The following is a 25,470-nucleotide window of genomic DNA, read 5'->3' as shown; positions in this document are numbered from 1 at the left end:
GCGGCGATGACAGGCGGCTTCCTCGAAAACCTATCGGTCCGGGCACGCCCGCGGACAATCGGGCACCGACAGTGGCGTACGGGACTCACTGTCGGGTCCCTACAGAAAGCCACGCACCCGGGGTACGGAAACTCATGGCCCGCGCGCGAGATGGACGACATGATCGGAGCAGTCACGCAGTACGGCGACCACGCTCACCTCGACAGAAAGAGACGGCGGTGCCTCATACCATCGACGAGGCCTTCACGGCCCTCCCCCTACGCGCCCTCGCCGACGCCGCCCTCGCCCGCGCGCGTGCGCTCGGTGCCGAGCACGCGGACTTCCGGTTCGAGCGGGTGCGAGGTGCCTCCTGGCGGTTCCGGGACGCCAGGCCCGCCGGGTCCTCGGACACCACCGACCTCGGGTACGCGGTGCGGGTGGTGCACGGCGGTACGTGGGGTTTCGCGTCCGGCGTCGACCTCAGCCTGGACGCCGCCGCCAGGGTCGCCGGGCAGGCGGTGGCCATGGCCAGGCTGTCCGCCCAGGTGATCAAGGCGGCCGGGTCGGACGAGCGTGTGGAGCTGGCCGGCGAGCCGGTGCACTCCGAGAAGACCTGGGTCTCGTCGTACGAGATCGATCCGTTCACCGTGCCCGACGAGGAGAAGGCCGGGCTGATCGCGGACTGGAGCGCGCGGCTGCTGGCGGCCGACGGGGTCGACCATGTCGACGCCTCGCTGCTCACCGTCCACGAGAACAAGTTCTACGCCGACACCGCGGGGACCGTGACCACGCAGCAGCGGGTACGGCTGCACCCGGTGTTCAACGCCGTGTCGGTGGACGAGTCGAGCGGCGAGTTCGACTCGATGCGCACCCTCGCCCCGCCGGCGGGACGCGGGTGGGAGTACCTGCGGGGCACCGGCTGGGACTGGGAGGGCGAGCTGGAGCGGATCCCGGAGCTGCTCGCCGAGAAGATGCGCGCGCCGAGTGTCGATCCGGGCCTGTACGACCTGGTCGTCGACCCGTCCAACCTGTGGCTGACCATCCACGAGTCCATCGGGCACGCGACCGAGCTGGACCGGGCGCTCGGCTACGAGGCCGCCTACGCCGGCACCTCGTTCGCCACGTTCGACCAGCTGGGCAAGCTGCGGTACGGCTCGGAGCTGATGAACGTCACCGGCGACCGCACCGCCGAGCACGGGCTCGCCACCATCGGGTACGACGACGAGGGCGTCGAGGGCCAGTCCTGGGACCTGGTGAAGGACGGCACCCTCGTCGGCTATCAGCTGGACCGGCGGATCGCGAAGCTGACCGGGTTCGAGCGGTCCAACGGCTGCGCCTACGCCGACTCCCCCGGGCATGTGCCGGTGCAGCGCATGGCCAACGTGTCGTTGCGGCCGGACCCGGCCGGAATGTCGACCGAGGACCTGATCGGGGGCGTGGAGCGGGGGATCTACGTCGTCGGCGACCGGTCCTGGTCGATCGACATGCAGCGCTACAACTTCCAGTTCACGGGTCAGCGCTTCTACCGGATCGAGAACGGGCGGCTCGCCGGGCAGCTGCGGGACGTGGCCTACCAGGCGACGACCACCGACTTCTGGGGCTCCATGTCCGCCGTGGGCGGTCCGGGGACCTACGTCCTGGGGGGCGCCTTCAACTGCGGCAAGGCCCAGCCGGGCCAGGTCGCGTCCGTGTCGCACGGCTGCCCGTCGGCCCTCTTCAAGGGCGTCAACATTCTGAACACGACCCAGGAGGCCGGCCGATGAGCGCGCGTAACAGCAAGCCGCACGAGGTCGTCGAGCGCGCCCTCGAACTGTCCCGGGCGGACGGCTGTGTCGTCATCGCCGACGAGCAGTCGACCGCCAACCTGCGCTGGGCGGGCAACGCCCTGACGACGAACGGCGTCACGCGTGGGCGCACGCTCACCGTCGTCGCCACGGTCGACGGCAAGGAGGGCACGGCCTCGGGGGTCGTGTCACGGTCCGCCGTGACCGCCGACGAGCTGGAGCCCCTGGTGCGGGCCGCCGAGGCCGCCGCGCGCGGCGCCGGGCCCGCCGAAGACGCGCAGCCGCTGGTCACGGGCGTGGCCGCGAGCCCGGAGTTCACGGAGGCGCCCGCCGAGACCTCCTCCGCGGTGTTCGCCGACTTCGCCCCGGCGCTCGGCGAGGCCTTCGCACGCGCGCGTGCCGGCGGCCGGGAGCTGTACGGGTTCGCCAACCACGAACTGGTGTCGACGTACATGGGCACCTCCACGGGGCTGCGACTGCGGCACGACCAGCCGAACGGGACGCTGGAGCTGAACGCCAAGTCACCGGACCGGACCCGGTCCGCGTGGGCCGGGCGCTCCACGCGGGACTTCAAGGACGTCGACCCGGCGGCCCTGGACGCGGAGCTGGCCGTGCGCCTCGGGTGGGCCGAGCGGCGCGTGGAGCTGCCCGCGGGCCGGTACGAGACGCTGCTGCCGCCGTCGGCCGTGGCGGACATGCTGATCTACCAGTTGTGGTCGGCGTCGGGCCGGGACGCGATGGAGGGCCGCACGGTGTTCTCCAAGCCGGGCGGGGGCACGCGGGTCGGCGAGAAGCTGACCGACCTGCCGCTGACGCTGCGCAGCGATCCGAACGAGCCCGGGCTGGAGTCGGCGCCCTTCGTGATCGCGCACTCCTCCGGGGGCGATGAGTCGGTGTTCGACAACGGGCTGCCGGTAGCGGCCACCGAGTGGATGCGCGAGGGCGAGCTGCGGCACCTGACGACCAGCCGCCACAGCGCGGGCCTGACCGGGCTGCCCGTGGCTCCGGTGATCGACAACGTGATCCTGGACGGGGGCGAGGACCGCTCGCTGGAGGAGATGGTCGCGAGCACCGAGCGCGGGCTGCTGCTGACCTGCCTGTGGTACATCCGCGAGGTGGACCCGGCCTCGCTGCTGCTGACGGGTCTGACCCGGGACGGCGTCTACCTCGTCGAGAACGGCGAGGTGACCGGCGAGGTGAACAACTTCCGGTTCAACGAGACGCCGGTCGGTCTACTGGGCCGGGTGACGGAGGCCGGGCGGACGGAGAAGACGCTGCCGAGGGAATGGAGCGACTGGTTCACCAGGGCCGCGATGCCGGCCCTGCGGGTGCCTGACTTCAATATGAGCTCTGTCAGCCAGGGCGTATAACCTCGTACCTGATTACGAGCCCACCCAAGGAGATACGAGAACCGTGACGGACATCGTCGACGAGCTGAAGTGGCGCGGGCTGTTCGCCCTGTCCACTGACGAGGACGCTTTGCGCAAGGCGCTCGCGGACGGTCCCGTCACGTTCTATTGCGGCTTCGACCCGACGGCGCCGTCGCTGCACGTGGGCCACCTGGTGCAGGTGCTCACCGTGCGGCGGCTCCAGCAGGCCGGTCACCGACCGCTGGCGCTGGTCGGCGGTGCCACGGGCCTGATCGGCGACCCGCGTCCGACCGCGGAGCGCACGCTGAACGACCCGGAGACGGTGACCGGCTGGGTCGGCAAGCTGCGCTCCCAGATCGAGCCGTTCCTGGCCTTCGAGGGCGAGAACGCGGCCGTCATGGTCAACAACCTCGACTGGACGGAGAACCTCTCCGCGATCGAGTTCCTGCGGGACATCGGCAAGCACTTCCGCGTCAACAAGATGCTGACGAAGGACTCCGTGGCCCGGCGCCTGGAGTCCTCCGAGGGCATCAGCTACACGGAGTTCAGCTACCAGCTGCTGCAGGGCATGGACTTCCTACAGCTCTACCGCAGGTACGGCTGCACGCTCCAGCAGGGCGGCAGCGACCAGTGGGGCAACCTCACGGCGGGCCTGGACCTGATCCACCGCCTGGAGCCGGACGCCACGGCGCACGCCCTGGCGACGCCGCTGATGACCAAGGCGGACGGCACCAAGTTCGGCAAGACCGAGGGCGGCGCCGTCTGGCTCGACCCGGAGATGACGACGCCGTACGCGTTCTACCAGTTCTGGCTGAACGTGGACGACCGGGACATCTCGAAGTACATGCGCATCCTGTCCTTCCGCTCCCGTGCGGAGCTGGAGGAGCTGGAGCGGCAGACCGAGGAGCGTCCGCAGGCCCGCGCCGCGCAGCGCGCCCTGGCCGAGGAGCTGACGACGCTGGTGCACGGCGCGGACCAGACGGCCGCCGTGATCGCCGCGTCCAAGGCCCTCTTCGGGCAGGGCGAGCTGGCGGAGCTCGACGGTAAGACATTGGCCGCCGCCCTGTCGGAGGTGCCGCACATCCAGGTCTCCGAGCTCGGCCCGGTGGTCGACCTGTTCGCCGAGGTCGGGCTCGTGGCCAGCAAGTCGGCCGCGCGCCGCACGGTCAAGGAGGGCGGCGCCTACGTGAACAACGTCAAGGTCGCCGGCGAGGACGCGGTCCCCGCCAAGGAGGACCTGCTGCAGGGCCGCTGGCTGGTGCTGCGCCGGGGCAAGAAGAACCTGGCGGCGGTCGAGGTCACGGGCGGCTGAGCATGCGGACGAAGGGGGTCGTCTCCGGTGCGGAGGCGGCCCCCTTCGCCGTGCGCCCCGTCATGCGCTGCGTCTGTCTCCCCGGGCCGCCGACCAGGCCTTGTCGCCGAGGCCGACGAGGATGATCGCCATCACCAGCTGGAAGACGTGCCGCCACCAGTCGATGCCCGCTGTGGCGTCGACGCCGGCCGACCGGGCGATGGCGTTGCCGGCGATGCCTCCGATGATGCCCAGGATGACGGTCAGCCACAGGGGGATGTGCTGCTTGCCCGGAATGATCGCCTTGGCGAGCAGGCCGAGTACCAGTCCCACGATGATCGCCCACAACCAGCCCATCGCTGCCTCCTCGTACGGCTCGACGTGAGCTCTACGGCCAGTGTCGGCCCAGGTGCCGTACGCCGCATGCCGGGGATGGCCGTACGTGCCACGGCCCACGCCGTTCGCCTCGGCCGGACGGGCCCCGGTCTCGTAGCGGGCGCGGCCGCGGCGTAACGTGGGAGCTGTCCTGGTCACGTTCCCCGGCCGGCCGGGGACGGCCACGGGGCGGGGAGAGTCCGATACGGGCGGATGGTGGAATGCGATGCGGAAGCAGCATGGCGGCGGCAACGTCCAGGTTTTCCGGATCACCGGCGCCCGGACGGGACTTCAGGAGGACGTACGCGGGCGGCAGCGCCGGTACGTGATCTCGATGACGGTCCGCACGATCTCCGTGATCCTCGCGGCGACGTTGTGGAACGTCGAACGGCACGTCGCCATCGTGGCGCTGGTGCTCGGGCTGGTACTGCCGTACGTCGCGGTGGTGATCGCGAACGCCGGGCGCGAGAACGCGCCGTCTCTGCCGTCGACGTTCGTGGCGGCGCCGACGCGTCCGATGATCGCGCCGCCGGGGGCGCAGGACGGTTCCGCGGAATCCACCGCGGAAGATGCGGTGTCCGGGCACGCGCCGGGTGCGAAGACCGATTCGCAGGAGCGGTAGGGACCTCCGGGGGCGGTCACAAACGGAAGTCATCTTCCCGCCAAGCTCAAGAAAAGCTCAGATCAATCATGTTGTTCAGGTGCCGGGCTCGGGGTTACCCGTGACATACTTCGTACGCGCTCCGCATCCCCCGTCGGAGCGACGGACCGACGCCGGGCAGCTCCCCCCGTGGCTGCTCGGCGTCGCCTTTTCTGTGTGCGGTTCTTATGTGTGCAGTGGTGAGACAGAGCTGTGAGTGACGAGACGCCCATCTGTTCCGCGAAGGGCTGCCGCGTCGACGCGGTGTGGGTGCTTGCGTGGAACAACCCGAAGATCCATACGCCGGAGCGGCGCAAGACGTGGCTCGCATGTGAGGAGCATCGCGAGCATTTGTCGCAGTTCCTCGGGGTGCGGGGGTTTTTGAAGGACGTGGTTCTTCTCAAGGAGTGGGAAGCCACCAACAGCTGAGACTTCGGGTGCGGGCCGTCTGTGGTTGTTCGCGCCCACGCGGCGGAGCCGCACATCGATACAGCCCCGCGCCCCTGAAGTGCCTCAACCACCGATCGCTGACATCGGGCGGTCCGGCTGTACGAACGTCGGGTCGTCCAGCCCTGCACCCGCCTTCTTGCCCCACATCGCCAGGCGCCAGATGCGGGCGATCTCCTCGTCCGGGGCGTCGGAGCGGAGGGCGGCCCGGAGGTCGGTTTCCTCCTGGGCGAACAGGCACGTGCGTACCTGCCCGTCGGCGGTGAGGCGGGTGCGGTCGCAGGCCGCGCAGAAGGGGCGGGTGACGGAGGCGATGACGCCGACCACATGCGGCCCGCCGTTCACCAGCCAGCGCTCCGCCGGGGCCGAGCCGCGCTTCTCCTCGCCCTCGGCGGTCAGCTCGAAGCGGGTGCGCAGGGAGGTCAGGATGTCGCCTGCCGTGATCATGCCGTCGCGCTTCCAGCCGTGCTGGGCGTCCAGGGGCATCTGCTCGATGAAGCGCAGCTCGTAGTCGTGCTCCACGGCCCAGGCGAGGAGGTCCGGGGCCTCGTCGTCGTTGAGACCCGGCATCAGGACCGAGTTGACCTTGACCGGGGTCAGGCCGGCGTCGCGGGCGGCGTGCAGGCCCTCGATGACGTCCTTGTGGCGGTCGCGGCGGGTGAGGGTCTTGAAGACGTCCGGGCGGAGGGTGTCGAGGGAGACGTTGACCCGGTCCAGGCCCGCCGCCTTCAGGGCGGCCGCCGTGCGCTTGAGGCCGATGCCGTTGGTGGTGAGGGACATCTGGGGGCGCGCTTCTAGGGCCGCGACGCGCTCGACGATGCCGACAAGGCCCGGGCGCAGCAGGGGCTCGCCGCCGGTGAAGCGGACCTCCTCGATACCGAGGGAGGTGACCGCGATGTCGATCAGGCGGACGATCTCGTCGTCCGTGAGCAGATCCGGCTTGGCCAGCCACTGCAGGCCCTCCTCGGGCATGCAGTAGGTGCAGCGCAGATTGCACCGGTCGGTCAGCGAGACCCTCAGGTCGGTGGCCACTCGGCCGTAGGTGTCGATGAGCACGTGGGCCCCCTCCCTCGACGCGGATCGTCCCCGGAGGACTTCTTCTCCGGCACCTGCGAGCCTACGTGACTCCACTGACAACCAGACAGGCCCGATCCCACTACGCGGAACGCGGCCGCGCCGAAGGGACCTGGAGGTTCCTACGACGCGGCCGCGCGAGGGGGTGGTGCTCAGTGGGCACCGGTGCCGGTCAGGGACCGGACCTCCAGCTCGGCGTACTTCTTGGCGTCCGGCTCCTCCTTGGACAGGACGGTGCCGAGCCAGCCCATGAGGAAGCCGAAGGGGATGGAGATGATGCCCGGGTTCTTCAGCGGGAACCAGGCGAAGTCCACCTCGGGGAACATCGCCTTGGGGTCGCCGGAGACGACGGGCGAGAACAGCACCAGGCCGACGGCGACGATCAGACCGCCGTAGATCGACCACAGGGCGCCCTGGGTGGTGAAGCGCTTCCAGAACAGGCTGTAGAGGATCGTGGGCAGGTTGGCGGAGGCCGCGACCGCGAAGGCGAGCGCGACCAGGCCGGCCACGTTCAGGTCGCGGGCGAGGGCGCCGAGGCCGATGGAGACGACACCGATGAAGACGGTCGCCCAGCGGGCCGCGCGGACCTCCTCGGCGCCGGACGCCTTCCCCTTGCGGATGACGTTGGCGTAGATGTCGTGCGCGAAGGACGACGACGAGGCGAGGGTGAGGCCGGCGACGACGGCGAGGATCGTCGCGAAGGCCACGGCCGAGATCGTGGCGAGCAGGATCGCGCCCCAGGTCGAGTCGACACCGCCGAGGTGCAGGGCGAGCAGGGGTGCCGCCGTGTTGCCGGACGGGTTGGACGCGATGATCTCCTCCTGGGAAATCAGCGCGGCGGCGCCGAAGCCGAGGGCGATGGTCATCAGGTAGAAGCCGCCGATGATGCCGATCGCCCAGTTCACCGACTTACGGGCGGCCTTGGCGTCGGGCACGGTGTAGAAGCGGATCAGGATGTGCGGCAGACCGGCGGTGCCGAGCACCAGGGCGATGCCCAGGGAGACGAAGTCCAGCTTGGAGGTGCCGGTCATGCCGTACTGGAGGCCGGGCTCCAGGAAGGCGGCGCCCTTGCCGCTGTTCTCGGCGGCCGTGCCGAGCAGGTCGGAGATGTTGAAGTTGAACTTCAGCAGCACCAGGAAGGTGATCAGGATGGTGCCGCCGATGAGCAGCACGGCCTTGACCATCTGGACCCAGGTGGTGCCCTTCATGCCGCCGATGGAGACGTACACGATCATCAGGAGGCCGACGAGGGCGACGATGAGGATCTTGCCCGCGTCGGAGGTGATGCCGAGCAGCAGCGAGACGAGGACGCCCGCGCCTGCCATCTGGGCCAGCAGGTAGAAGATCGACACGACGATCGTGGACGTACCGGCGGCGGTGCGGACCGGGCGCTGGCGCATGCGGTACGCGAGCACGTCGCCCATGGTGTAGCGGCCGGAGTTGCGCAGCGGCTCGGCCACCAGGAGGAGGGCGACCAGCCAGGCGACCAGGAAGCCGATGGAGTACAGGAAGCCGTCGTAGCCGAAGATGGCGATCGCGCCCGCGATGCCGAGGAAGGACGCGGCCGACATGTAGTCGCCGGAGACCGCGAGTCCGTTCTGGAAGGCACTGAACTGGCGGCCGCCCGCGTAGAAGTCGGCGGCGTCCTTGGTCTGGCGGCCGGCCCAGACGGTGATGCCGAGCGTGGCGAGGACGAACAGCGCGAACAGGGTGATGATCAGCGGCCGGTGCTCGCTGGCCTCGTTCGCGGCGAGCAGGGTCTGCTGTGCGGTGCTCATGCGCCGCCCTCCATCCGGGACTTGATGGCCTCGGCCTTGGGGTCGAGCTTCGCGGCGGCGTGCCGCGAGTACCACCAGGCGATGAGGAACGTGGTGATGAACTGGGCGACGCCGAGGACGAAGGCGACGTTGATGTTGCCGAAGAGCTTGGTGCCCATGAAGCCGCCCGCGTAGTTCGACAGCAGCACGTACAGCAGGTACCAGGCGATGAAGGCGACGGTCAGCGGGAAGGCGAAGGAGCGGTAGGAGCGGCGCAGTTCACCGAACTCCGCGCTCTCGTGCACCTCCGCGAACTCCTCCGGTGAGGGGAGTTTGTGTTGCTCTTTCGAGGGGGGCGGTGCGTCGGTGGACACGGAGAGTCTCCTCGTAATGACGGAAGCGGTTTGAACGGGGACGGAGGCGAGTGTTCTCGCGCTCCCTGTCCAACGTCACGGCGGCACGCGAGAACCGGTTCAACTGCCCGGCGTTCTTTCCGAAGTCGTTTCGGCAAAACGTTGCTGGCCAGCGAGAGCGCGGGATAGCTTCGCCCTGCACCACCCCGTCATGTACCTGCCCGAGCACCACCTGTGCCTCGGGCCGGTTTCGTTTCCGGAGGATGTGGAGACCCCATGTCTCATCTGCGTTCCAGACGCCGGCTCGCCCTCGCCGTGCCCGTCGTGCTGTCACTGACGGCCTCGCTGGGCTTTCTGCCGGCTGCCGCGTCGGCGGCCCCGCGCGCGGAGTCGGCCTCGCAGTCGGCCGACGCGCCGAAGCTGGCCTATGTCGTCAACACCAAGGTCGACCGTCGCACGATCGCGTCGGTGAAGAAGGCGATCGGCGCGGCCGGCGGCTCGGTCGTGACCACCTACGAGCGGATCGGCGTGATCGTCGTCCACTCCTCGAACGCCGACTTCGCCAAGAGCATCCGCAAGGTGCGTGGAGTCCAGTCGGCGGGTGCGACGCGGACGGCGCCGCTGACCGCCGCGGGCACGAAGGAGGAGGGTGCGGCCCAGTACCTGACGGCCGCCCAGGCCCAGCGGGCCGAAGCGGCCTCGGCGAAGACGCCCGAGAGCGAGCCCCTCGAGGCGGATCAGTGGGATCTGCGCGCGATCGGCGCCGACAAGGCCGCGAAGATCAACCCGGGCAGCCGCAAGGTGACCGTCGCCGTGATCGACACCGGCGTCGACGACACCCACCCCGACATCGCCCCGAACTTCTCCGCCTCCCAGTCCGCCAACTGCGCCGGCGGCAAGCCCGACACCAGCGAGGGCGCCTGGCGGCCGTACACCCCCGAGGACTACCACGGCACGCATGTCGCCGGTGAGATAGCCGCCGCCCGCAACGGCATAGGCGTGGCGGGCGTCGCACCCGGTGTGAAGGTCTCCAGCATCAACGTGACCGACCGGGCCAACGGCCTCTTCTACCCGGAGAGCGTCGTGTGTGCCTTCGTGTTCGCCGCCGACCACGGCGTCGAGATCACGAACAACAGCTACTACGTCGACCCGTGGCTGTACAACTGCATGGACGACCCGGACCAGCGGGCCGTCGTCGACGCGGTCAACAGGGCCCAGCTGTACGCCCAGAAGAAGGGCACGCTCAACGTCGCCGCGGCGGGCAACTCCAACCACGACCTGGACTCGGACGCGATCCTCGACGACTCCAGCCCGAACGACACCACGCCCGTAGAGCGCACCATCGACCCGCACGAGTGCTTCGACATACCGACCCAGCTGCCGGGTGTCGTCACGGTGAGCTCGACGGGCGTGAACAACGTGAAGTCGTACTTCTCGACGTACGGCAAGGGCGTCGTCGACGTCGCGGCTCCGGGCGGTGACCGGCGCTACCAGATACCGGACACGCCCTCGAAGGACGGCCGCATCCTGTCCACCATGCCGGGCGGCGCGTGGGGCTTCCTCCAGGGCACCTCGATGGCCTCCCCGCACGCCTCCGGTGTCGCCGCGCTGCTGAAGTCCAAGCACCCCAAGGCGTCTGCGGCCCAGCTCCAGGCCCTGCTGAAGGCGCAGGCCGACCGGACCGCCTGCCCCGAGTCCTACGACCAGGACGGCGATGGCACCCAGGACGCCACGTGCGAGGGCGGCAAGCGCGTCAACGGCTTCTACGGGTACGGCATCGTCAACGCGCTGCGCGCGGTCAAGTGACTTGTACATCCTGAGACTTCACGCACAGTCAGCTCGCACCGCGAACATACTGGAGACACCATGACAGCGCCGCACGCGCGCTACCGCCGCGCCGTCGCGATCCCGGCCGGGATGGCCATGGCCACGGCCCTCGCGTTCCTGCCGAACACCACGGCCACGGCCGCCGACGACGCCCCCGCGGCGGTCTCGGCCGACGCGACCCCGCTCAGCTACGTCGTCAACGTCAAGCCGGGGCAGGGCACTTCGGCGTACGTGAAGAAGGCCGTCGGCAAGGCCGGGGGCACGATCGTGACGTCGTACGACCAGATAGGCGTCATCGTCGTCCACTCCTCGAACCCCGACTTCGCCAAGACCGTCCGCAAGGTGCGCGGGGTCCAGTCGGCCGGTGCCACCCGCACCAAGCCGCTGCCGGCGGCGTCGACGGCCGACCTGGGGACGCCGAAGGCGCTGAGCGCGGCCGAGGTCGCCGAGGCCGAGGCCCCCGCCGGGCAGGACCCGCTGCAGCCCCAGCAGTGGGACCTGCCGGCCATCAAGGCGGACAAGGCGCACGAGAAGTCGCTGGGCAGCAAGAAGGTCACGGTCGCCGTGATCGACACCGGCGTCGACGACACCCACCCGGACATAGCGCCCAACTTCGACCGCAAGGCGTCGGTCAACTGCGTGTCGGGCAAGCCGGACACCGCGGACGGGGCCTGGCGGCCCGGTGCCTCGGAGAGCCCGCACGGCACACACGTGGCGGGTGAGATCGCGGCCGCCAAGAACGGCGTCGGCATGACCGGTGTCGCACCCGGGGTGAAGGTCTCCGGCATCAAGGTGTCCAACCCGGACGGCTTCTTCTACACGGAGGCCGTGGTGTGCGGCTTCGTGTGGGCGGCCGAGCACGGGGTCGACGTCACCAACAACAGCTATTACACCGACCCCTGGTACTTCAACTGCGCCGACGACCCGGACCAGAAGGCGCTCCTGGACGCCGTCGGCCGGGCCTCCCGGTACGCGGAGAAGAAGGGCGCGGTCAACGTCGCGGCGGCGGGCAACGAGAACTACGACCTGTCGGCCGACGAGATCACCGACCCGTCGTCCCCGAACGACACCACGCCGGGCGACCGGACCGTCGACCCCTCGGAGTGCCTCGACATCCCGACCCAGCTGCCGGGTGTCGTCACGGTCGCCTCGACGGGCGCGAAGGGCATCAAGTCCTCCTTCTCCAACTACGGGCTGGGCGTCGCCGACATCGCCGCCCCGGGCGGCGACTCGACCGCCTACCAGAAGCCGGAGGCGCCGGCCACGAGCGGGCTGATCCTGGGCACGCTGCCGGGCGGCAAGTGGGGCTACATGGCCGGTACGTCGATGGCGTCCCCGCACGTCGCGGGCGTCGCCGCCCTCATCAAGTCGACGCACCCGTACGCTCCCCCGGCCCTGGTGAAGGCCCTGCTGTACGCGGAGGCCGACGCCACGCCGTGCACGGACCCGTACGACATCGACGCCGACGGCAAGATCGACGCGGTGTGCGAGGGCTCGAAGAACCGCAACGGCTTCTACGGCTGGGGCATCGCGGACGCGCTGGACGCGGTGACCAAGTAGAGCTCGTGTGAAGGTGGTCCGGGCCGGGCGGGGGCACCCGCCCGGCCCGCTGCGTTCCTGCGGTTCGTGGGGAGCGTGGTGTGGTTTCCGCTCGTGTGCAGGTGTGGGCGGCGGATCTGAGTACGCCATGAGGGTGACATGGACTTCGCACGAGCCTGAGAAGGCCCGACCGCCCGTCGAGTGTGCGATACGGCTGCGCGGCTACCGCGGTGCCGGCAGGTGGTACGTCCGCGAGGCGGCGCTCGCACTGAGTTCGCCCCCCTGGACTTGCCCGACCATGTGAAGGTTGGTGAAGATCTTGGGGTGACCTTGACAAGACCCACGCCAGAAGTGGCCGACAGCGGCGGGCCCGTGCGGCACACCGGTGCGGGCCGGGCCGTCGCCGTCCTGGTCCTGGTGGCTCTGGCCGCGCTGATCCCGCTGCTCGGCCCGTCCACCGCGCTGCACGGCACCGGGGAGGCCGCGGCACCCGGTGCCGGCGGCATCGCCCTGCTGCGTACGGTGCTGTTCGCGGCGCTGTGCGTACCGGTCGGCGAGCTGTTCGTGAACCGTCTGGCGCGTTCCGTACCCGGCGCGGAGAAGGCCACCGGCCGGCCCCTGGCGGTGCCGCGCAGTTGGTCGCCCTTCGCCGCCGTCGTCGGTTTCGTCGCCGCCCTGGGGCTCGCCTCGGTCGTGGCTACGGGCAATCTCGTCCCGGGCGGTCTGTCGGACATGGACATCGGCGGGCTCCACGCGTCCCGGGACGGCAGGCTCGCCCTGCTCGAGGTCAACGCGTTCCTGGTGGCGGGGCTGTGCACCCTGTCGCGCCGGCCGGCCACGCAGATGTGGCCGCTGGCCGCCGTGATCGTCGCGGAGGCGCTGCGCGCGCACCCCCCGGCCGAGCAGAGCCCGCTGACCGGCTCCGGGCTGACGCTCGTCCACCTGACCTGTGCGGCGCTGTGGGTGGGCGGTCTGCTGCACGCGCTGCGGACCCTGCGCCGGTGGCACGGCCGGTACGACACCGGGGCGGGCGCGGCCCTGCTGGGGCTCTACGCGCGCGTGGCGGCCGTGCTGCTCGCCGCCATCACCGCGACGGGTCTGTGGAGTTCGCTGCGCCGGATGCCGCCGGGGACGATCGTGGAACAGTTGACGACCACGGCGTACGGGCGTGCGCTGCTCGCCAAAGTGCTGCTCGTGGCCGCCGTCGCCGCCCTCGCCCTGTGGGCCCGGAGCAGGCTGCGCCGGGCGGCCGATCCGCTGAGCGCCTGTGCGCCGGCGCGGGCGGAGGTCGTTGCGCTGGGCCTGGTGGTCGCGGTGTCCGGACTGCTGACGGCCCTCCCGGTCCCCATCCGCTGGTGAGCCTCAGACGGCCCGCATCTCGCCGTACGTCGCGGCCGGTGCCCTGCGCGCGTTGAGCGCCCCCAGGGTGCCGCCGGTCAGCAGGGCCTGCGCGGCGATGTACGTGAGCATGATCCAGAAGTCCGGCCGGGGCAACTGCGGCCAGTCGGCGACGCCGGTCGCGATGAGCGTGTCGGAGAGCAGGAACAGCGCACCGCCGAGTCCGGCGAAGAGGCCGAGCCGGGTGGCGGACCCGTACGCCATGGCCGTGAGCAGGAGGCTGTACCCGGCGACGGGCACGCGCAGGTCCGCGGGCAGGTCCGGCCACAGCAGCGCGACGGTCGTGACGAGGGCGGTGCCGTAGCCGAGGGCGAGGAGTCCCGCACGCGCGCGCGGGACCGCGTTACGGCTGCCGTACGTCCTGAAGAGGGCGAGGTAGCAGACATGGCCCGCGGCGAAGGAGCCCATGCCGGCGAGGAAGGCAGGCTCGGCGTCGGACAGCAGCAGCACGTCCCCGCCCCAGCCGAACAGCAGGGCGGCCAGGAGGAGCCGAGGCGCCTGGCGCAGGGCGGCCCACAGGGCCAGGAGCGGCATCAGCAAGGGCTTGGCCACGGTGTGCCCGGCGTCGAAACCGACCGCGAGGGAGGCGAGGTCGACGGCGGCGGCGAGACCGAAGGCGGCGAGGAGGAGGCGGGAAGGGGTCACGCCGACGTGCTCTCACCGGCGTGGGCCGGGGCCGCGGCGGGATCCGGGGGCCCGGCCGGAGCAAGGGTCGCCGCCGGCACGGAGGCCGTCGACGGCGCGGAGGCGGGCGTGGGCCCCCAGCCCGGCCCCATGAACACGCGCCCTGCGCGCTCGCGCCAACTGCGCGCCGCCTTCAGGTCCTTCGCGATGGCCACGTATTCGTGCGTCGCCACCTTCAGCAGGTTGTACGTGTCGATGTTCTTGGTCAGTCCGTACACGGGCCGTTCGGTCTCGGCGGCGAACGATCCGAACAGCCGGTCCCAGACGATGAGGATGCCGCCGAAGTTGCGGTCGAGGTAACCGCCCTGGGAGGCGTGGTGGACGCGGTGGTGCGAGGGGGTGTTGAAGACGAACTCGAACCAGCGGGGCATCCTGTCGATCCGCTCGGTGTGGATCCAGAACTGGTAGACGAGGTTCGCTGAGGAGCAGAAGGCGAGCGCGGCGGGGTGCACGCCGGCGGCTATGAGGGGGACGTAGAACGGCCACACGGTCAGGGACGTCCAGGGCTGGCGCAGTGCGGTGGTGAAGTTGAACTTCCGGCTGGAGTGGTGGACGACGTGGCAGGCCCACAGGACGCGGATGACGTGGTGGCCGCGGTGGGACCAGTAGTAGAAGAAGTCCTGCCCGAGCAGCATCAGGGGGACGGTCCACCACAGGACGGGCACGCGCAGGGGCGTGAGTTCGTAGAGGGCCGTGTAGAGGGCGACGATCGGGATCTTCCAGAGGAAGTCGAAGACGAGACTGCCGAGGCCCATGCCGACGCTCGTGGCGGCGTCCTTCGCCTCGTAGCCCTCCGCGTCCTCGTCGGGATGGAGACGGTAACTCACCATCTCGACCACGGTGAGCAGCACAAAGGCGGGGATCGACCACAGCACGACATCGGGCAGGTTCGGCATGCAAGCACCGTAGGACCGCCGTCCTGCCCCGACTAGACGTTGTTACCCACAAGTATTACCGACGGTACGCGCTTGCTTCTTGGCGATCTCCACCAATCAGGGACGCGCCACAGAGGGAGACGACGACCACCCGGACCCTCGGCGGAGTGACTGAGCATCGGACAGACGTACGCCTCGTGAACGGACAGAGCGGACAACACGCCTGAGGGACTGTCGGAAGGGCCGGGAGGAGCGCACCTGGCGGGCCGTGGTGTCAGTCATGGCCCGTATCCTCAGGGACCATGCTCGATGACCTGACGACCGCAGTGCCCTCTCCCACGTCATGGCCGGCCGCGTATCCCAAGGGGTACGCGGTTGTTGACGTGGAGACCACAGGTCTGGCCCGGGACGATCGCATCATCTCCGCGGCCGTCTACCGGCTCGACGCGCGCGGCGAGGTCGAGGACCACTGGTACTCGACGGTCAACCCGGAGCGTGACCCCGGCCCCGTGTGGATCCACGGACTGACGAGCGAGGCACTCGAGGGCGCGCCCCTCTTCCAGGACATCGCCGAGGAGTTCACGACCCGCCTCGAGGGGCGGGTGCTCGTCGCGCACAACGCCGTCTTCGACTGGCAGATGATCGCCCGGGAGTACGCGCGCGCGAAGCGTGAGGCGCCGGTGCGGCAACGGCTGTGCACTATCGCGCTCTCCAAGGAACTCGGGCTCCCGCTGCCCAACCACAAGCTGGAGTCCCTCGCCGCGCACTTCGGCGTCGTCCAGCAGCGGGCGCACCACGCGCTGGACGACGCGCGCGTACTGGCCGAGGCGTTCCGGCCCAGCCTCAGGGCCGCGGCGGAGAGCGGCGTGCGGCTGCCGCTGCTCGAGTGCCGGCCGCTGACCGAGTGGTCGGACCGTCCCGCGCCCCGCATCGGACAACAGGCCGGCTACGGCGGTTACGGGCCGAGCAGCTGGCGCCCCGCCCGGAAGCGGCCCGCCTGCCCCTACCCCAACCCGGGGCGCTACGAGGCGGGCGGGCGGCTCAGGCAGGGCATGCGGGTCGCCTTCTCGGGTGACACCTCGGTGGAGCGCGATCTGCTGGAGGACCGCGCGACCGAGGCCGGGCTGCACGTGGCCACCAGCCTGTCCCGGCTGACCAGCCTGCTCGTCACGAACGACCCGGACTCGGGCACGTCCAAGGTGGTCAAGGCGCGGCAGTTCGGCACGCCGGTCGTGGACGAGGCGGCGTTCGGGCAACTCCTCGCGGATGTGGAGCCGGCGTCGGAGGGGTGACCGTACGGACGGGTGATTGGCGAGCGACTCGCCCGGCATCCGCTCGCCCGGGCCGGGGTGACGGCTCACCCTGTGGCGCATGGCGACCTGTGAGGTATGTGGCAATCAGTACGGAATGACCTTCGAGGTGCACGCGCAGGGCGCGGTGCACGTCTTCGACTGCTTCTCCTGCGCGATCCACCGCATGGCACCCATCTGCGAGCACTGCCGTGTGCAGATCATCGGGCAGGGCGTGGAGGTCGAGGGCCACTGGTACTGCGGCGCGCACTGCGCCCGCGCGGAGGGAAAGGCGGGAATCGTCGACAAGGTGTGAACCAGTACCCGCCTGAATGCACCCCACGACCGAGTTGTACGGTCGTGGGGTGTACCGCTTCCTGATGTCCCGGCAGTGGGTGATCCTCACGCTCATCGCCCTGCTTCTCATCCCCACGATGATCAGGCTGGGCATCTGGCAGATGCATCGCTACGAGGAGCGCACCGCCCGGAACCAGCTGGTCTCGGACGCGCTGGCGGCCAAGCCGGTGCCCGTGGAGAAGATGACCGCGCCCGGGCACACCGTCACCAGCGCCGAGCGGTACCGCACCGTGACCGCGAAGGGTCACTTCGACACGGAGGACGAGGTCGTCGTCCGCCGCCGCACCAACTCGGACGACGAGGTCGGCTACCACGTCCTCACCCCGTTCGTCCTCGACGACGGCAAGGTCCTGCTGGTCAACCGGGGCTGGATCCCCTCCGACGGCCCGAGCCAGACCGCGTTCCCGAAGGTCCCCGCACCGCCGGACGGCGAGGTCACCGTCACGGGGCGGCTGATGCCCGACGAGACGACCGCGGCGAGCGGCATCAAGAACCTCGAAGGGCTGCCGGACCGGCAGATCATGCTGATCAACAGCGAGCAGGAGGCACGGCGCCTGGACGTCCGGGTGCTCGGCGGCTACATCGCCCAGACGGCACCCGAGCCCAAGGGCGACACCCCCGAGCTCCTCGGCAATCCGGGTAAGGAGGACGCCGCGCTGAACTATGCCTACGCCTTCCAGTGGTGGCTGTTCGCCGCGGCCGTCCCGGTCGGCTGGGTGGTCCTGGCCCGCCGCGAGGCCCGGGACCGGGCACAGGCGGCGGCCGAGGGCTCCGACGCGACGGAGGCGGAGCCGGCGGCCGTGTGACCGCCGGCCGGCGAAGGGCCGAGTCGACAGCCGCCCGCAGGTCACGTCAGCGGCAGCTCTCCGCAGTCCCGCCCCTCGGGCCGTCAGCAGCAACGTCCCCGCGGGCCCGACCCCCGGTCCAGCGTGCGCAGCAGCTCGCGGACGTACCAGGCCACGGCCCGCGCACACCGCACGGCCCTCATGAGCGGGCCCCTGCCAGGGGCTCGGCCGGCTCCCCCGGCACCTCGATGCGGGACTCGACGTACGGCGCCTCGGTGGTCGGCAGCGGCCCCGGGGCCCGGACCGCCCGTACGCACACCACCGCCGCGTTCACGAGCACCACGGCGACCAGCAGCAGGAACAGCGCGATCAGTACGCCGTCGACCGTGGAGTTGGTGACGACGGTCTGCATGTCGGCCGCGTTCTTGGCGGGCGGCAGGACCTGGCCGGCGTCGAGGGCGTCGGCGTAGCGGGCACGCTGGGCGAAGAAGCCCACCTTCGGGTCGTCCGAGAAGATCTTCTGCCAGCCGGCCGTGAAGGTGATGGCGACGACCCAGGCGAGTGGGACACCGGTGACCCAGGCCCAGCGCAGCTTCCCGGACTTGATGAGGACCGTGGTGCAGACGGCCAGGGCGATCGCGGCGAGGAGCTGGTTCGCGATGCCGAAGAGCGGGAAGAGCTGGTTGATTCCGCCGAGCGGGTCGGTGGCGCCGGTGTACAGGAAGTAACCCCAGGCCGCGACGACCAGGGCGCTGCACAGCCAGATGCCCGGCTTCCAGTTGACCCGGCCGGCCGGCTTCCACACGTTGCCGAGCATGTCCTGCAGCATGAAGCGGCCGACCCGGGTGCCCGCGTCCACGGTCGTCAGGATGAACAGCGCCTCGAACATGATCGCGAAGTGGTACCAGAAGGCCTTCATCGCGGTGCCGCCGATGACCCCGGAGAAGATCTCCGACATGCCGACGGCCAGGGTCGGGGCCCCGCCGGAGCGGGCGATCAGCGTCTGTTCCTCCACGGCCTCGGCCGCCTGGGTCAGCTGGTCGGGAGTGATCGTGAAGCCGAGGCCGGCGACCGCGTGGGACGCCGACTCGGCCGTCGTGCCGAGGAGGGCCGCCGGGGCGTTCATGGCGTAGTACAGACCCGGCTCCAGGGTCGCGGCCGCGATCAGCGCCATGATCGCGACGAACGACTCCATCAGCATGGCGCCGTAGCCGATCATCCGGACCTGGGACTCCTTCTGGATCAGCTTCGGCGTGGTGCCGGAGGCGACCAGGGCGTGGAAGCCGGACAGCGCGCCGCAGGCGATGGTGATGAAGAGGAAGGGGAAGAGCGCGCCGGCGAAGACGGGCCCCGCGCCCGACGAGGCGAAGTCGCTCACGGCGTCCGCGCGCAGCACCGGGGCGGCGACCACCACGCCCACCGCGAGCAGCGCGATCGTGCCGATCTTCATGAAGGTGGAGAGGTAGTCGCGCGGCGCGAGCAGCATCCACACCGGCAGCACGGAGGCGACGAAGCCGTAGCCGACCAGGCAGAACACCAGGGTCGTGGGGCTCAGCGTGAAGGCGGAGGCCAGGGAGGACTGCTGGATCCAGCTCCCGCCGACGATGGCGAGCAGCAGCAGCGCGACGCCGATCAGGCTGGTCTCGACGACCCGGCCCGGGCGGATGACGTGCAGCCAGAAGCCCATGAACAGGGCGATGGGGATGGTCATCGCGACGGAGAAGGTGCCCCACGGGGAGTGGGCGAGGGCGTTGACGACGACCAGGGCCAGCACGCCCAGCAGGATGATCATGATGGCGAACACGGCGATCAGGGCGGCGGCCCCGCCCCACCGGCCGATCTCGTCCCGCGCCATCTGCCCGAGCGACTTCCCGTCCCGTCGCATGGACAGGAACAGCACGACCATGTCCTGCACCGCGCCCGCGAAGATCACGCCGGCGACGATCCACAGCGTCCCGGGCAGGTAACCCATCTGCGCCGCGAGCACCGGCCCCACCAGCGGTCCGGCGCCGGCGATCGCGGCGAAGTGGTGGCCGAGCAGCACCCTGCGGTCGGTGGGGTGGAAGTCGACGCCGTCCTCGAGGCGCTCAGCGGGGGTGGCCCGGCGGTCGTCGGGCCGGAGCACCCGCCGGGCGACGAAGCGGGAGTAGAAGCGGTAGGCGATGGCGTACGAGCCGAGCGCCGCGACGACCAGCCAGACCGCCGAGATCTCCTCGCCCCGGGCGAGGGCGAGGACGCCCCAGGCGATCGCGCCGAGCAGGGAGACGGCGATCCAGAGCAGGAGGGACCGAGGGGGCATTCGACGCTTTTCGGGCGCTGACCGGCCGGATTCGGGCAGGACTGATACGGGCATGGCGGCTCCTCACCGTGGCGGTGGTGTGCGACAGGACGTGCGCGGGGGTCGGTTCCGGTGCGCTTCCCTGACCTGCGCACCTCTCCCGCTCACTGTCGGTCTGTGCAAGAGTTGCGCTCCCGCCGGAAGCGGATGACACGGCGTTCGAAGAAGATTTCCCGCCGGTTTCCTGTCCTCCGGACGGGCCGTCCGCGCAACTCTCGCGCAAGGGCACAGGCACACCAAGGACGGTGACCCATGGCTGACGGCGCCATGACCGCGACGTTTCTCGCCGTGATCGGCGGGGCGTCGCTGCTCGCGGTCACCGCACGGCGGCTGCGTCCCGTCGACCGGCTGCCCTCCCTGGAGGGCTGGGCGCTTGCCGACCGTTCCCTCGGACCCGGCTGGACCTGGCTGCTGCTCGGCGGCACGATCTTCACCGCGTACACCTTCACCGCCGTGCCCGGGCTCGCGTACGGCAACGGGGCGCCCGCCTTCTTCGCGGTGCCGTACACGGTGATCGTCAGCCCGCTCGCCTTCGTGCTGCTGAGCCGCCTGTGGAGCGTGGCCCGCCGGCACGGCTACATCACCGCCGCCGACTTCGTGCGGGGCCGCTACGGGTCGCCGGCACTGGCCCTGGTGGTCGCGCTGACCGGGATCCTCGCGACGATGCCGTACCTGGCGCTGCAACTGATCGGCATCCGGGCGGTGCTGACGGCCGGGGGCGTCCAGCCGCGGGGCGTGGCCGGGGATCTGGTGCTGGTGGCGCTGTTCGCGGGGCTCGCGGTGGCCACCTACCGGCACGGGCTGCGCGCGCCCACGGTCATCTCGGCGCTGAAGGCGGTGGCCGTGTTCGTCTCGCTGACCGCCGTGACCTGGCTGGTCCTCGAACGGTTCGGCGGCCCCGGCCCGGTCTTCGACGGCGCCGCGGCGCGGCTGGGCGACCCGGCGCTGCTCCTGTCCCCCGCCCAGCAGCCCGCCTACGCCACCCTCGCCCTGGGCTCCGCTCTCGCCCTGCTGATGTACCCGCATGTGCTCACCGCCGGTTTCGCCGCCGACGGGCCGCGCACCCTGCGCAAGGTCTCGGTGGCGCTGCCCGCCTGGACCGGGCTGCTCGCGCTGTTCGGGTTCCTCGGCTTCGCCGCCCTCGCGGCGGGGGTGCGTGCGCCGCGCGGCGGCGCCGAGGCGGCTGTGCCGATGCTGGTCGACCGGCTGATGCCGGCGCCGCTGGCCGGGCTGGTGTTCGCCGCGATCGCCGTGGGGGCCCTCGTCCCGGCCGCGGTGATGTCGATCGCCGCGGCGACCAGCTTCGTGCGCAACGTCTACGTCGAGTACGTCCATCCGACGGCCACACCCAAACGCCAGGTGCGCATCGCCAAGGCGGTGTCGGTCATCGCGAAGGTGGGGGCCGTGGCGTTCGTGTTCGGGCTGCGCGACCAGGACGCCATCAACCTCCAGTTGCTCGGCGGCGTGTGGATCCTGCAGATCTTCCCGGCCGTCGCCGTCGGGCTGTTCACCGGACGGCTGCATCCGCGGGCGCTGCTCGCCGGGTGGGCCGTGGGCATGGCCTCGGGGACATATCTGGTGGTGCGCGAGGGGTTCTCCTCGATCGTGCCGCTCGGCACCGGCGCCGGGCCGCTGGAGATCTACGCCGGGCTCGCCGCCCTGCTGCTCAATCTGGCCGTCGCGGTGGCCGGCACCGCGGCGCTGACCCGCCTCGGCGTCCCGCGCGGCGCCGACACGACCGACCTGCCGTCCCGCCTGACCGTCCGGCGACGCCCGGAGACCGGAGCGAACAACCCGTGAGACGCAGACAGAACTCCCCCACCGTGCCGCCGGCCGTGCCATCGCCCGCTGCTGCCGTGCCCCTGCCTCCCGCGGCCGCCGATCCGGCCGACCTGGAGCGGGAGGCCGGCGTGGCCCGCCTCTTCGAGCTGCACTACTCCTCGATGCTGCGCCTGGCCGTCCTGCTCGGCGCCGACGACCCGGAGAACGTGGTGGCCGAGGCGTACTACCAGATCTACCGCAAGTGGCGGCGCCTGCGGGACGCGGCCGCGGCGGAGGCGTATCTGCGGTCCACGGTCTGCAATCTGACGCGGATGCGGATACGTCATCTTCAAGTCGCCCGCAGACACGAGGAGAACCCGCCGAGCCCGCCGGACGAGGCGGTCGCCTCCGCCGAGCATGCCGCGCTGCTGCGCGACGACCAGCGCGTGCTCATCGACGCGCTCCAGCAGTTGCCGCCCCGTCAGCGCGAGGCGCTGGTGCTGCGGCACTGGCTCGGTCTGAAGGAGAGCGAGATAGCCGCCGCGATGGGAATCTCCGGCGGTTCCGTCAAGACGCACACGGCACGCGGCATCGCCGCCCTGACCCAGGCGATGGAGGCCCGGCGATGACACATCGAGATGCGACTCCGTCGCGTGGCACCAGCCCGGACCGGCCCGGCCGCACCGAACGCGAACTGCGCGAGGCACTCGAGGCACTGGCCGGCGGGGTGCTCCCCGACCCCGACGCCTACCGCACGGCACGCGGCGAGTGGCTGCGGCGCGAACGCCGACGGCGGCTCGTGCTCGCCGTGCTGATCGCGGTCGTCTTCGCCCTGGCCACGCTGATCGGCCTGTGGGTGCTCAACCAGGCCCCGTCGGATCCCGGTGTCATCTTCTCGGGCGCCGGCCCCACCGCCGCCGAGGGTGTGTCACTCCCCCGGCTCCACCCCTGATTGCAGGCCGACTTGCCGGGAACCCGCACTCCGTGCATACCGGTATCGAGGACTACGCGCTCATCGGTGACGAACAGACCGCGGCCCTGGTGGGCACGGACGGCTCCGTCGACTGGCTGTGCCTGCCCCGCTTCGACTCGGCCGCCTGCTTCGCCAAGCTGCTGGGCGACGAGGACAACGGCTACTGGCGCATCTCCCCCGTGGGGGCGGACCGGTGCACCCGGCGCGCCTACCGCCACGACACCCTCGTCCTGGACACCGAGTGGGAGACCGAGCAGGGGGCGGTGCGGGTCACCGACCTGATGCCCCAGCGCGACCAGGCCCCCGATCTCGTACGTGTCGTCGAGGGCCTGGACGGCGAGGTGACGCTCCACAGCGTCCTCAAGCTGCGCTTCGACTACGGCTCGATCATCCCGTGGATGCGCCGGTCCGACGGCCACCGGGTCGCCGTGGCCGGCCCGGACTCCACCTGGTTGCGCAGCGAGCCCGAGGTACGCAGCTGGGGCGAGGACTTCGGAACGCACGCGGAGTTCACGGTCAAAAAGGGCGAGAAGGTCGCGTTCGTCATGACCTGGCACCCCTCCCACGAGTCGCGCCCGCCGCTCGTCGACCCGTTCGACGCGCTGCGCCACAGCGTCGAGGACTGGCGGGCCTGGGTGTCACGCTGCCGCTACCGAGGGCCGTACCGGGACGCCGTAGTCCGCTCCCTGATCACCCTCAAGGCGCTCACCTACGCCCCGACCGGCGGCATCGTCGCCGCCCTCACCACCTCACTGCCCGAGGAGCCGGGCGGGGTGCGCAACTGGGACTACCGCTACTGCTGGCTGCGCGACTCCACCCTGACCCTGGGCGCGCTGCTGGCGGCGGGCTACCAGGAGGAGGCCGAGGCCTGGCGGAACTGGCTGCTGCGCGCGGTCGCGGGCGACCCGGCCGACCTGCAGATCATGTACGGCCTGGCGGGCGAGCGGCGGCTGCCCGAGTCCGAGCTGCCGTGGCTGTCCGGCTTCGCCGGGTCCACGCCCGTCCGTATCGGGAACGACGCCGTGAACCAGCTCCAGCTGGACGTCTACGGCGAGGTCATGGACTCCCTGTCGCTCGCCCGCGAGTCGGGCCTGTCCGCCCAGCCGGACGTGTGGGCGCTGCAGACGGCCCTGATGGACTTCCTGCGGACCCACTGGCGGCAGCCCGACGAGGGGCTGTGGGAGGTGCGCGGCGGGCGGCGCCAGTTCGTGCACTCGAAGGTGATGGTGTGGGTGGCGGCCGACCGTGCCGTACGCACCCTGGAGCGCCATCCGGAGCTGGACGGCGACCTGGAGGGCTGGCGCGCGTTGCGCGACGAAGTGCACCGCGAGGTGTGCGAGCGGGGCTACGACCCCGAACGCAACACCTTCACGCAGTCCTACGGCTCACCCGAACTGGACGCCGCGCTGCTGCTCATCCCGCGCGTAGGTTTCCTGCCGCCCGACGATCCGCGGGTGATCGGCACCATCGACGCGATCCGCGAGGAGCTGGACCACCGCGGGCTCCTGCTCCGCTACACGACCGCCGACGCGGACGCCTCGGACGTCGACGGACTGCCCGGTTCCGAGGGCACCTTCGTGGTGTGCTCGTTCTGGCTCGCGGACGCCCTGCACATGACGGGCCGGACGAAGGAGGCCCGTGCGCTGTTCGAGCGGCTGGTGGGGCTCGCCAACGACGTCGGCCTGCTGTCCGAGGAGTTCGACCCGGTGACCTGCCGGCAGCTCGGCAACTTCCCGCAGGCGTTCAGCCACATCGGCCTCGTGAACACCGCCCTCGCCCTGTTCGGTGAGGAAGGGGCAGGATAGGGACCATGGATCTTGGACTGAAGGACCGGGTGTACGTCGTCACCGGGGCCACGCGAGGCCTCGGCAACGCTTCCGCGCGCGAGCTCGTCGCGGACGGGGCGAAGGTGGTCGTCTCGGGCAGGGACGAGAAGAGCGTCGCCGAGACGGCGGACGCGCTGGGCCCGAACGCGGTCGGGGTGGCCGTCGACAACGCCGACCCCGAGGCGGCGGCCCGGCTGATCGGGGCCGCACGGGAGAACTTCGGGCGCTTCAACGGCGTCCTCATCAGCGTGGGCGGCCCGCCGGCCGGGTTCGTCGCCGACAACACGGACGAGCAGTGGCAGGCGGCGTTCGAGTCGGTGTTCCTCGGTGCCGTACGGCTGGCTCGCGCCGCGGCTTCCGGGCTGGAGGCCGGCGGCGTCATCGGGTTCGTGCTGTCCGGCTCGGTGTACGAGCCGATTCCGGGGCTGACCATCTCGAACGGGCTGCGGCCCGGGCTCGCGGGGTTCGCCAAGTCGTTGTCGGAGGAGCTGGGGCCGCGCGGGATCCGGGTGGTCGGGGTGCTGCCCGGGCGTATCGACACGGACCGGGTGCGCCAGCTGGACGGGTTGTCCGCGGATCCCGAGGCGACCAGGGCGGCTTCGGAATCACGTATTCCGTTGCGTCGGTACGGGGCACCGGAGGAGTTCGGACGGGTGGCCGCGTTCTTGATGTCTCCTGCGGCTTCCTATCTGACCGGGGTCATGGTTCCCGTGGACGGCGGAGCGCGGCACGGGTTCTGAAGGCGGCC

General features: G+C 70.8%; 23 protein-coding genes. 16 read left to right on the top strand and 7 right to left on the bottom strand.

The genetic code is table 11. The features are described 5' to 3' along the window. The first annotated feature begins 218 nt into the window (after positions 1-218). The 3 genes from OG542_RS31725 to tyrS are packed head-to-tail and all read left to right on the top strand — an operon-like array spanning position 219 to position 4,445. Positions 219-1,742 (top strand): TldD/PmbA family protein, encoded by a 1,524-nt coding sequence (locus OG542_RS31725; protein ID WP_328415315.1) that lies wholly within the window; start codon positions 219-221, stop codon positions 1,740-1,742. Continuing rightward, positions 1,739-3,133, top strand: a complete 1,395-nt coding sequence (locus tag OG542_RS31720; RefSeq protein WP_328415313.1) for a metallopeptidase TldD-related protein — start codon at positions 1,739-1,741, stop codon at positions 3,131-3,133. Before OG542_RS31725 ends, OG542_RS31720 begins: the two co-directional genes overlap by 4 nt. A 43-nt stretch (positions 3,134-3,176) precedes the next feature. Continuing rightward, positions 3,177-4,445: a tyrosine--tRNA ligase gene (tyrS, locus tag OG542_RS31715; protein ID WP_328415311.1), complete on the top strand. Its 1,269-nt coding sequence runs from the start codon at positions 3,177-3,179 to the stop codon at positions 4,443-4,445. Between the two features lie 60 nt (positions 4,446-4,505). On the opposite strand, the gene OG542_RS31710 is transcribed toward tyrS, so the two are convergent. Beyond that, complete coding sequence (locus OG542_RS31710; RefSeq protein WP_311130264.1) at positions 4,506-4,781, bottom strand: GlsB/YeaQ/YmgE family stress response membrane protein; 276 nt, start codon at positions 4,779-4,781, stop codon at positions 4,506-4,508. Between the two features lie 244 nt (positions 4,782-5,025). Between OG542_RS31710 and OG542_RS31705 the strand changes: the two genes are divergently transcribed. Both OG542_RS31705 and OG542_RS31700 read left to right on the top strand, forming a co-directional pair. Beyond that, positions 5,026-5,421 (top strand): DUF3099 domain-containing protein, encoded by a 396-nt coding sequence (locus tag OG542_RS31705; protein ID WP_328415309.1) that lies wholly within the window; start codon positions 5,026-5,028, stop codon positions 5,419-5,421. A 231-nt stretch (positions 5,422-5,652) separates the two neighbouring features. After that, positions 5,653-5,868, top strand: coding sequence for a hypothetical protein (locus tag OG542_RS31700; RefSeq protein ID WP_311124931.1), 216 nt, complete (start codon positions 5,653-5,655; stop codon positions 5,866-5,868). Positions 5,869-5,952: 84 nt separating this feature from the next. Here the strand turns inward: OG542_RS31700 and moaA are convergent, their stop codons facing one another. From moaA to OG542_RS31685, 3 genes are all read right to left on the bottom strand, one after another. Then, positions 5,953-6,942, bottom strand: coding sequence for a GTP 3',8-cyclase MoaA (moaA, locus tag OG542_RS31695; RefSeq protein WP_328415307.1), 990 nt, complete (start codon positions 6,940-6,942; stop codon positions 5,953-5,955). Positions 6,943-7,112: 170 nt separating this feature from the next. Beyond that, positions 7,113-8,738, bottom strand: coding sequence for a solute symporter family protein (locus OG542_RS31690; RefSeq protein ID WP_311124933.1), 1,626 nt, complete (start codon positions 8,736-8,738; stop codon positions 7,113-7,115). Continuing rightward, the gene (locus OG542_RS31685) at positions 8,735-9,091 is read right to left on the bottom strand and encodes a DUF485 domain-containing protein (protein WP_193480821.1); all 357 of its coding nucleotides are present in this window, start codon (positions 9,089-9,091) and stop codon (positions 8,735-8,737) included. The genes OG542_RS31690 and OG542_RS31685 overlap by 4 nt, the downstream gene beginning before the upstream one ends. 255 nt (positions 9,092-9,346) lie before the next feature. Between OG542_RS31685 and OG542_RS31680 the strand changes: the two genes are divergently transcribed. From OG542_RS31680 to OG542_RS31670, 3 genes are all read left to right on the top strand, one after another. Next, a complete protein-coding gene (locus OG542_RS31680) occupies positions 9,347-10,876 on the top strand; it encodes a S8 family peptidase (RefSeq protein ID WP_328415304.1) in 1,530 nt (509 codons plus the stop codon). A gap of 60 nt (positions 10,877-10,936) precedes the next feature. Further along, entirely contained in the window at positions 10,937-12,457 is a 1,521-nt protein-coding gene (locus OG542_RS31675; RefSeq protein ID WP_311124935.1) for a S8 family peptidase, read from the top strand. 303 nt (positions 12,458-12,760) lie between these two features. After that, positions 12,761-13,795, top strand: coding sequence for a CopD family protein (locus OG542_RS31670; RefSeq protein ID WP_328415301.1), 1,035 nt, complete (start codon positions 12,761-12,763; stop codon positions 13,793-13,795). 3 nt (positions 13,796-13,798) lie between these two features. Here the strand turns inward: OG542_RS31670 and OG542_RS31665 are convergent, their stop codons facing one another. Together OG542_RS31665 and OG542_RS31660 are read right to left on the bottom strand one after the other, a co-directional pair. Next, positions 13,799-14,479, bottom strand: a complete 681-nt coding sequence (locus tag OG542_RS31665) for a lysoplasmalogenase (RefSeq protein WP_328415299.1) — start codon at positions 14,477-14,479, stop codon at positions 13,799-13,801. Continuing rightward, complete coding sequence (locus OG542_RS31660; protein ID WP_328415297.1) at positions 14,476-15,414, bottom strand: sterol desaturase family protein; 939 nt, start codon at positions 15,412-15,414, stop codon at positions 14,476-14,478. The genes OG542_RS31665 and OG542_RS31660 overlap by 4 nt, the downstream gene beginning before the upstream one ends. Positions 15,415-15,695: 281 nt before the next feature. Between OG542_RS31660 and OG542_RS31655 the strand changes: the two genes are divergently transcribed. From OG542_RS31655 to OG542_RS31645, 3 genes are all read left to right on the top strand, one after another. Continuing rightward, positions 15,696-16,685 carry a DEDDh family exonuclease gene (locus OG542_RS31655; RefSeq protein ID WP_328415295.1) on the top strand — a complete coding sequence of 330 codons (990 nt, stop codon included), beginning with the start codon at positions 15,696-15,698 and terminating at the stop codon, positions 16,683-16,685. Positions 16,686-16,764: 79 nt separating this feature from the next. Then, positions 16,765-16,998, top strand: a complete 234-nt coding sequence (locus tag OG542_RS31650; protein ID WP_078615365.1) for a hypothetical protein — start codon at positions 16,765-16,767, stop codon at positions 16,996-16,998. Between the two features lie 49 nt (positions 16,999-17,047). Next, entirely contained in the window at positions 17,048-17,845 is a 798-nt protein-coding gene (locus OG542_RS31645; protein ID WP_261679969.1) for an SURF1 family cytochrome oxidase biogenesis protein, read from the top strand. 178 nt (positions 17,846-18,023) lie between these two features. On the opposite strand, the gene OG542_RS31640 is transcribed toward OG542_RS31645, so the two are convergent. Beyond that, the gene (locus OG542_RS31640; protein ID WP_328415293.1) at positions 18,024-20,177 is read right to left on the bottom strand and encodes a carbon starvation CstA family protein; all 2,154 of its coding nucleotides are present in this window, start codon (positions 20,175-20,177) and stop codon (positions 18,024-18,026) included. 237 nt (positions 20,178-20,414) lie between these two features. Here OG542_RS31640 and OG542_RS31635 point away from each other — a divergent pair, with 237 nt between their 5' ends. Genes OG542_RS31635 through OG542_RS31615 form a run of 5 tightly spaced genes read left to right on the top strand, consistent with a single transcriptional unit; the run spans position 20,415 to position 25,462 of the window. After that, a complete protein-coding gene (locus tag OG542_RS31635; RefSeq protein WP_328415291.1) occupies positions 20,415-21,962 on the top strand; it encodes a sodium:solute symporter family protein in 1,548 nt (515 codons plus the stop codon). Beyond that, the gene (locus OG542_RS31630; RefSeq protein ID WP_193480812.1) at positions 21,959-22,552 is read left to right on the top strand and encodes a sigma-70 family RNA polymerase sigma factor; all 594 of its coding nucleotides are present in this window, start codon (positions 21,959-21,961) and stop codon (positions 22,550-22,552) included. The genes OG542_RS31635 and OG542_RS31630 overlap by 4 nt, the downstream gene beginning before the upstream one ends. Next, positions 22,549-22,875: a hypothetical protein gene (locus OG542_RS31625; protein ID WP_311124942.1), complete on the top strand. Its 327-nt coding sequence runs from the start codon at positions 22,549-22,551 to the stop codon at positions 22,873-22,875. Before OG542_RS31630 ends, OG542_RS31625 begins: the two co-directional genes overlap by 4 nt. Before the next feature lie 32 nt (positions 22,876-22,907). Continuing rightward, entirely contained in the window at positions 22,908-24,701 is a 1,794-nt protein-coding gene (locus tag OG542_RS31620) for a glycoside hydrolase family 15 protein (protein ID WP_328415288.1), read from the top strand. Positions 24,702-24,706: 5 nt separating this feature from the next. Then, entirely contained in the window at positions 24,707-25,462 is a 756-nt protein-coding gene (locus OG542_RS31615) for an SDR family oxidoreductase (protein WP_311124944.1), read from the top strand. The last annotated feature ends 8 nt before the right edge of the window (positions 25,463-25,470 follow it).

The sequence above is a fragment of the Streptomyces violaceus genome (assembly GCF_036014075.1).
GTDB lineage: Bacteria > Actinomycetota > Actinomycetes > Streptomycetales > Streptomycetaceae > Streptomyces > Streptomyces violaceus.
The sequence above is the reverse complement of the archived record's forward strand: the minus strand, read 5'-3'. Positions and strand labels throughout refer to the sequence as shown.

Coding starts and splice junctions, on each gene's coding strand:
- OG542_RS31720 (WP_328415313.1), top strand. CDS start 1,739: ATGAGCGCGCGTAACAGCAAGCCGCACGAGGTCGTCGAGCGCGCCCTC.
- OG542_RS31710 (WP_311130264.1), bottom strand. CDS start 4,781: ATGGGCTGGTTGTGGGCGATCATCGTGGGACTGGTACTCGGCCTGCTC.
- OG542_RS31705 (WP_328415309.1), top strand. CDS start 5,026: ATGCGGAAGCAGCATGGCGGCGGCAACGTCCAGGTTTTCCGGATCACC.
- OG542_RS31690 (WP_311124933.1), bottom strand. CDS start 8,738: ATGAGCACCGCACAGCAGACCCTGCTCGCCGCGAACGAGGCCAGCGAG.
- OG542_RS31680 (WP_328415304.1), top strand. CDS start 9,347: ATGTCTCATCTGCGTTCCAGACGCCGGCTCGCCCTCGCCGTGCCCGTC.
- OG542_RS31675 (WP_311124935.1), top strand. CDS start 10,937: ATGACAGCGCCGCACGCGCGCTACCGCCGCGCCGTCGCGATCCCGGCC.
- OG542_RS31660 (WP_328415297.1), bottom strand. CDS start 15,414: ATGCCGAACCTGCCCGATGTCGTGCTGTGGTCGATCCCCGCCTTTGTG.
- OG542_RS31655 (WP_328415295.1), top strand. CDS start 15,696: ATGCTCGATGACCTGACGACCGCAGTGCCCTCTCCCACGTCATGGCCG.
- OG542_RS31650 (WP_078615365.1), top strand. CDS start 16,765: ATGGCGACCTGTGAGGTATGTGGCAATCAGTACGGAATGACCTTCGAG.
- OG542_RS31640 (WP_328415293.1), bottom strand. CDS start 20,177: ATGCCCGTATCAGTCCTGCCCGAATCCGGCCGGTCAGCGCCCGAAAAG.
- OG542_RS31635 (WP_328415291.1), top strand. CDS start 20,415: ATGGCTGACGGCGCCATGACCGCGACGTTTCTCGCCGTGATCGGCGGG.
- OG542_RS31625 (WP_311124942.1), top strand. CDS start 22,549: ATGACACATCGAGATGCGACTCCGTCGCGTGGCACCAGCCCGGACCGG.
- OG542_RS31615 (WP_311124944.1), top strand. CDS start 24,707: ATGGATCTTGGACTGAAGGACCGGGTGTACGTCGTCACCGGGGCCACG.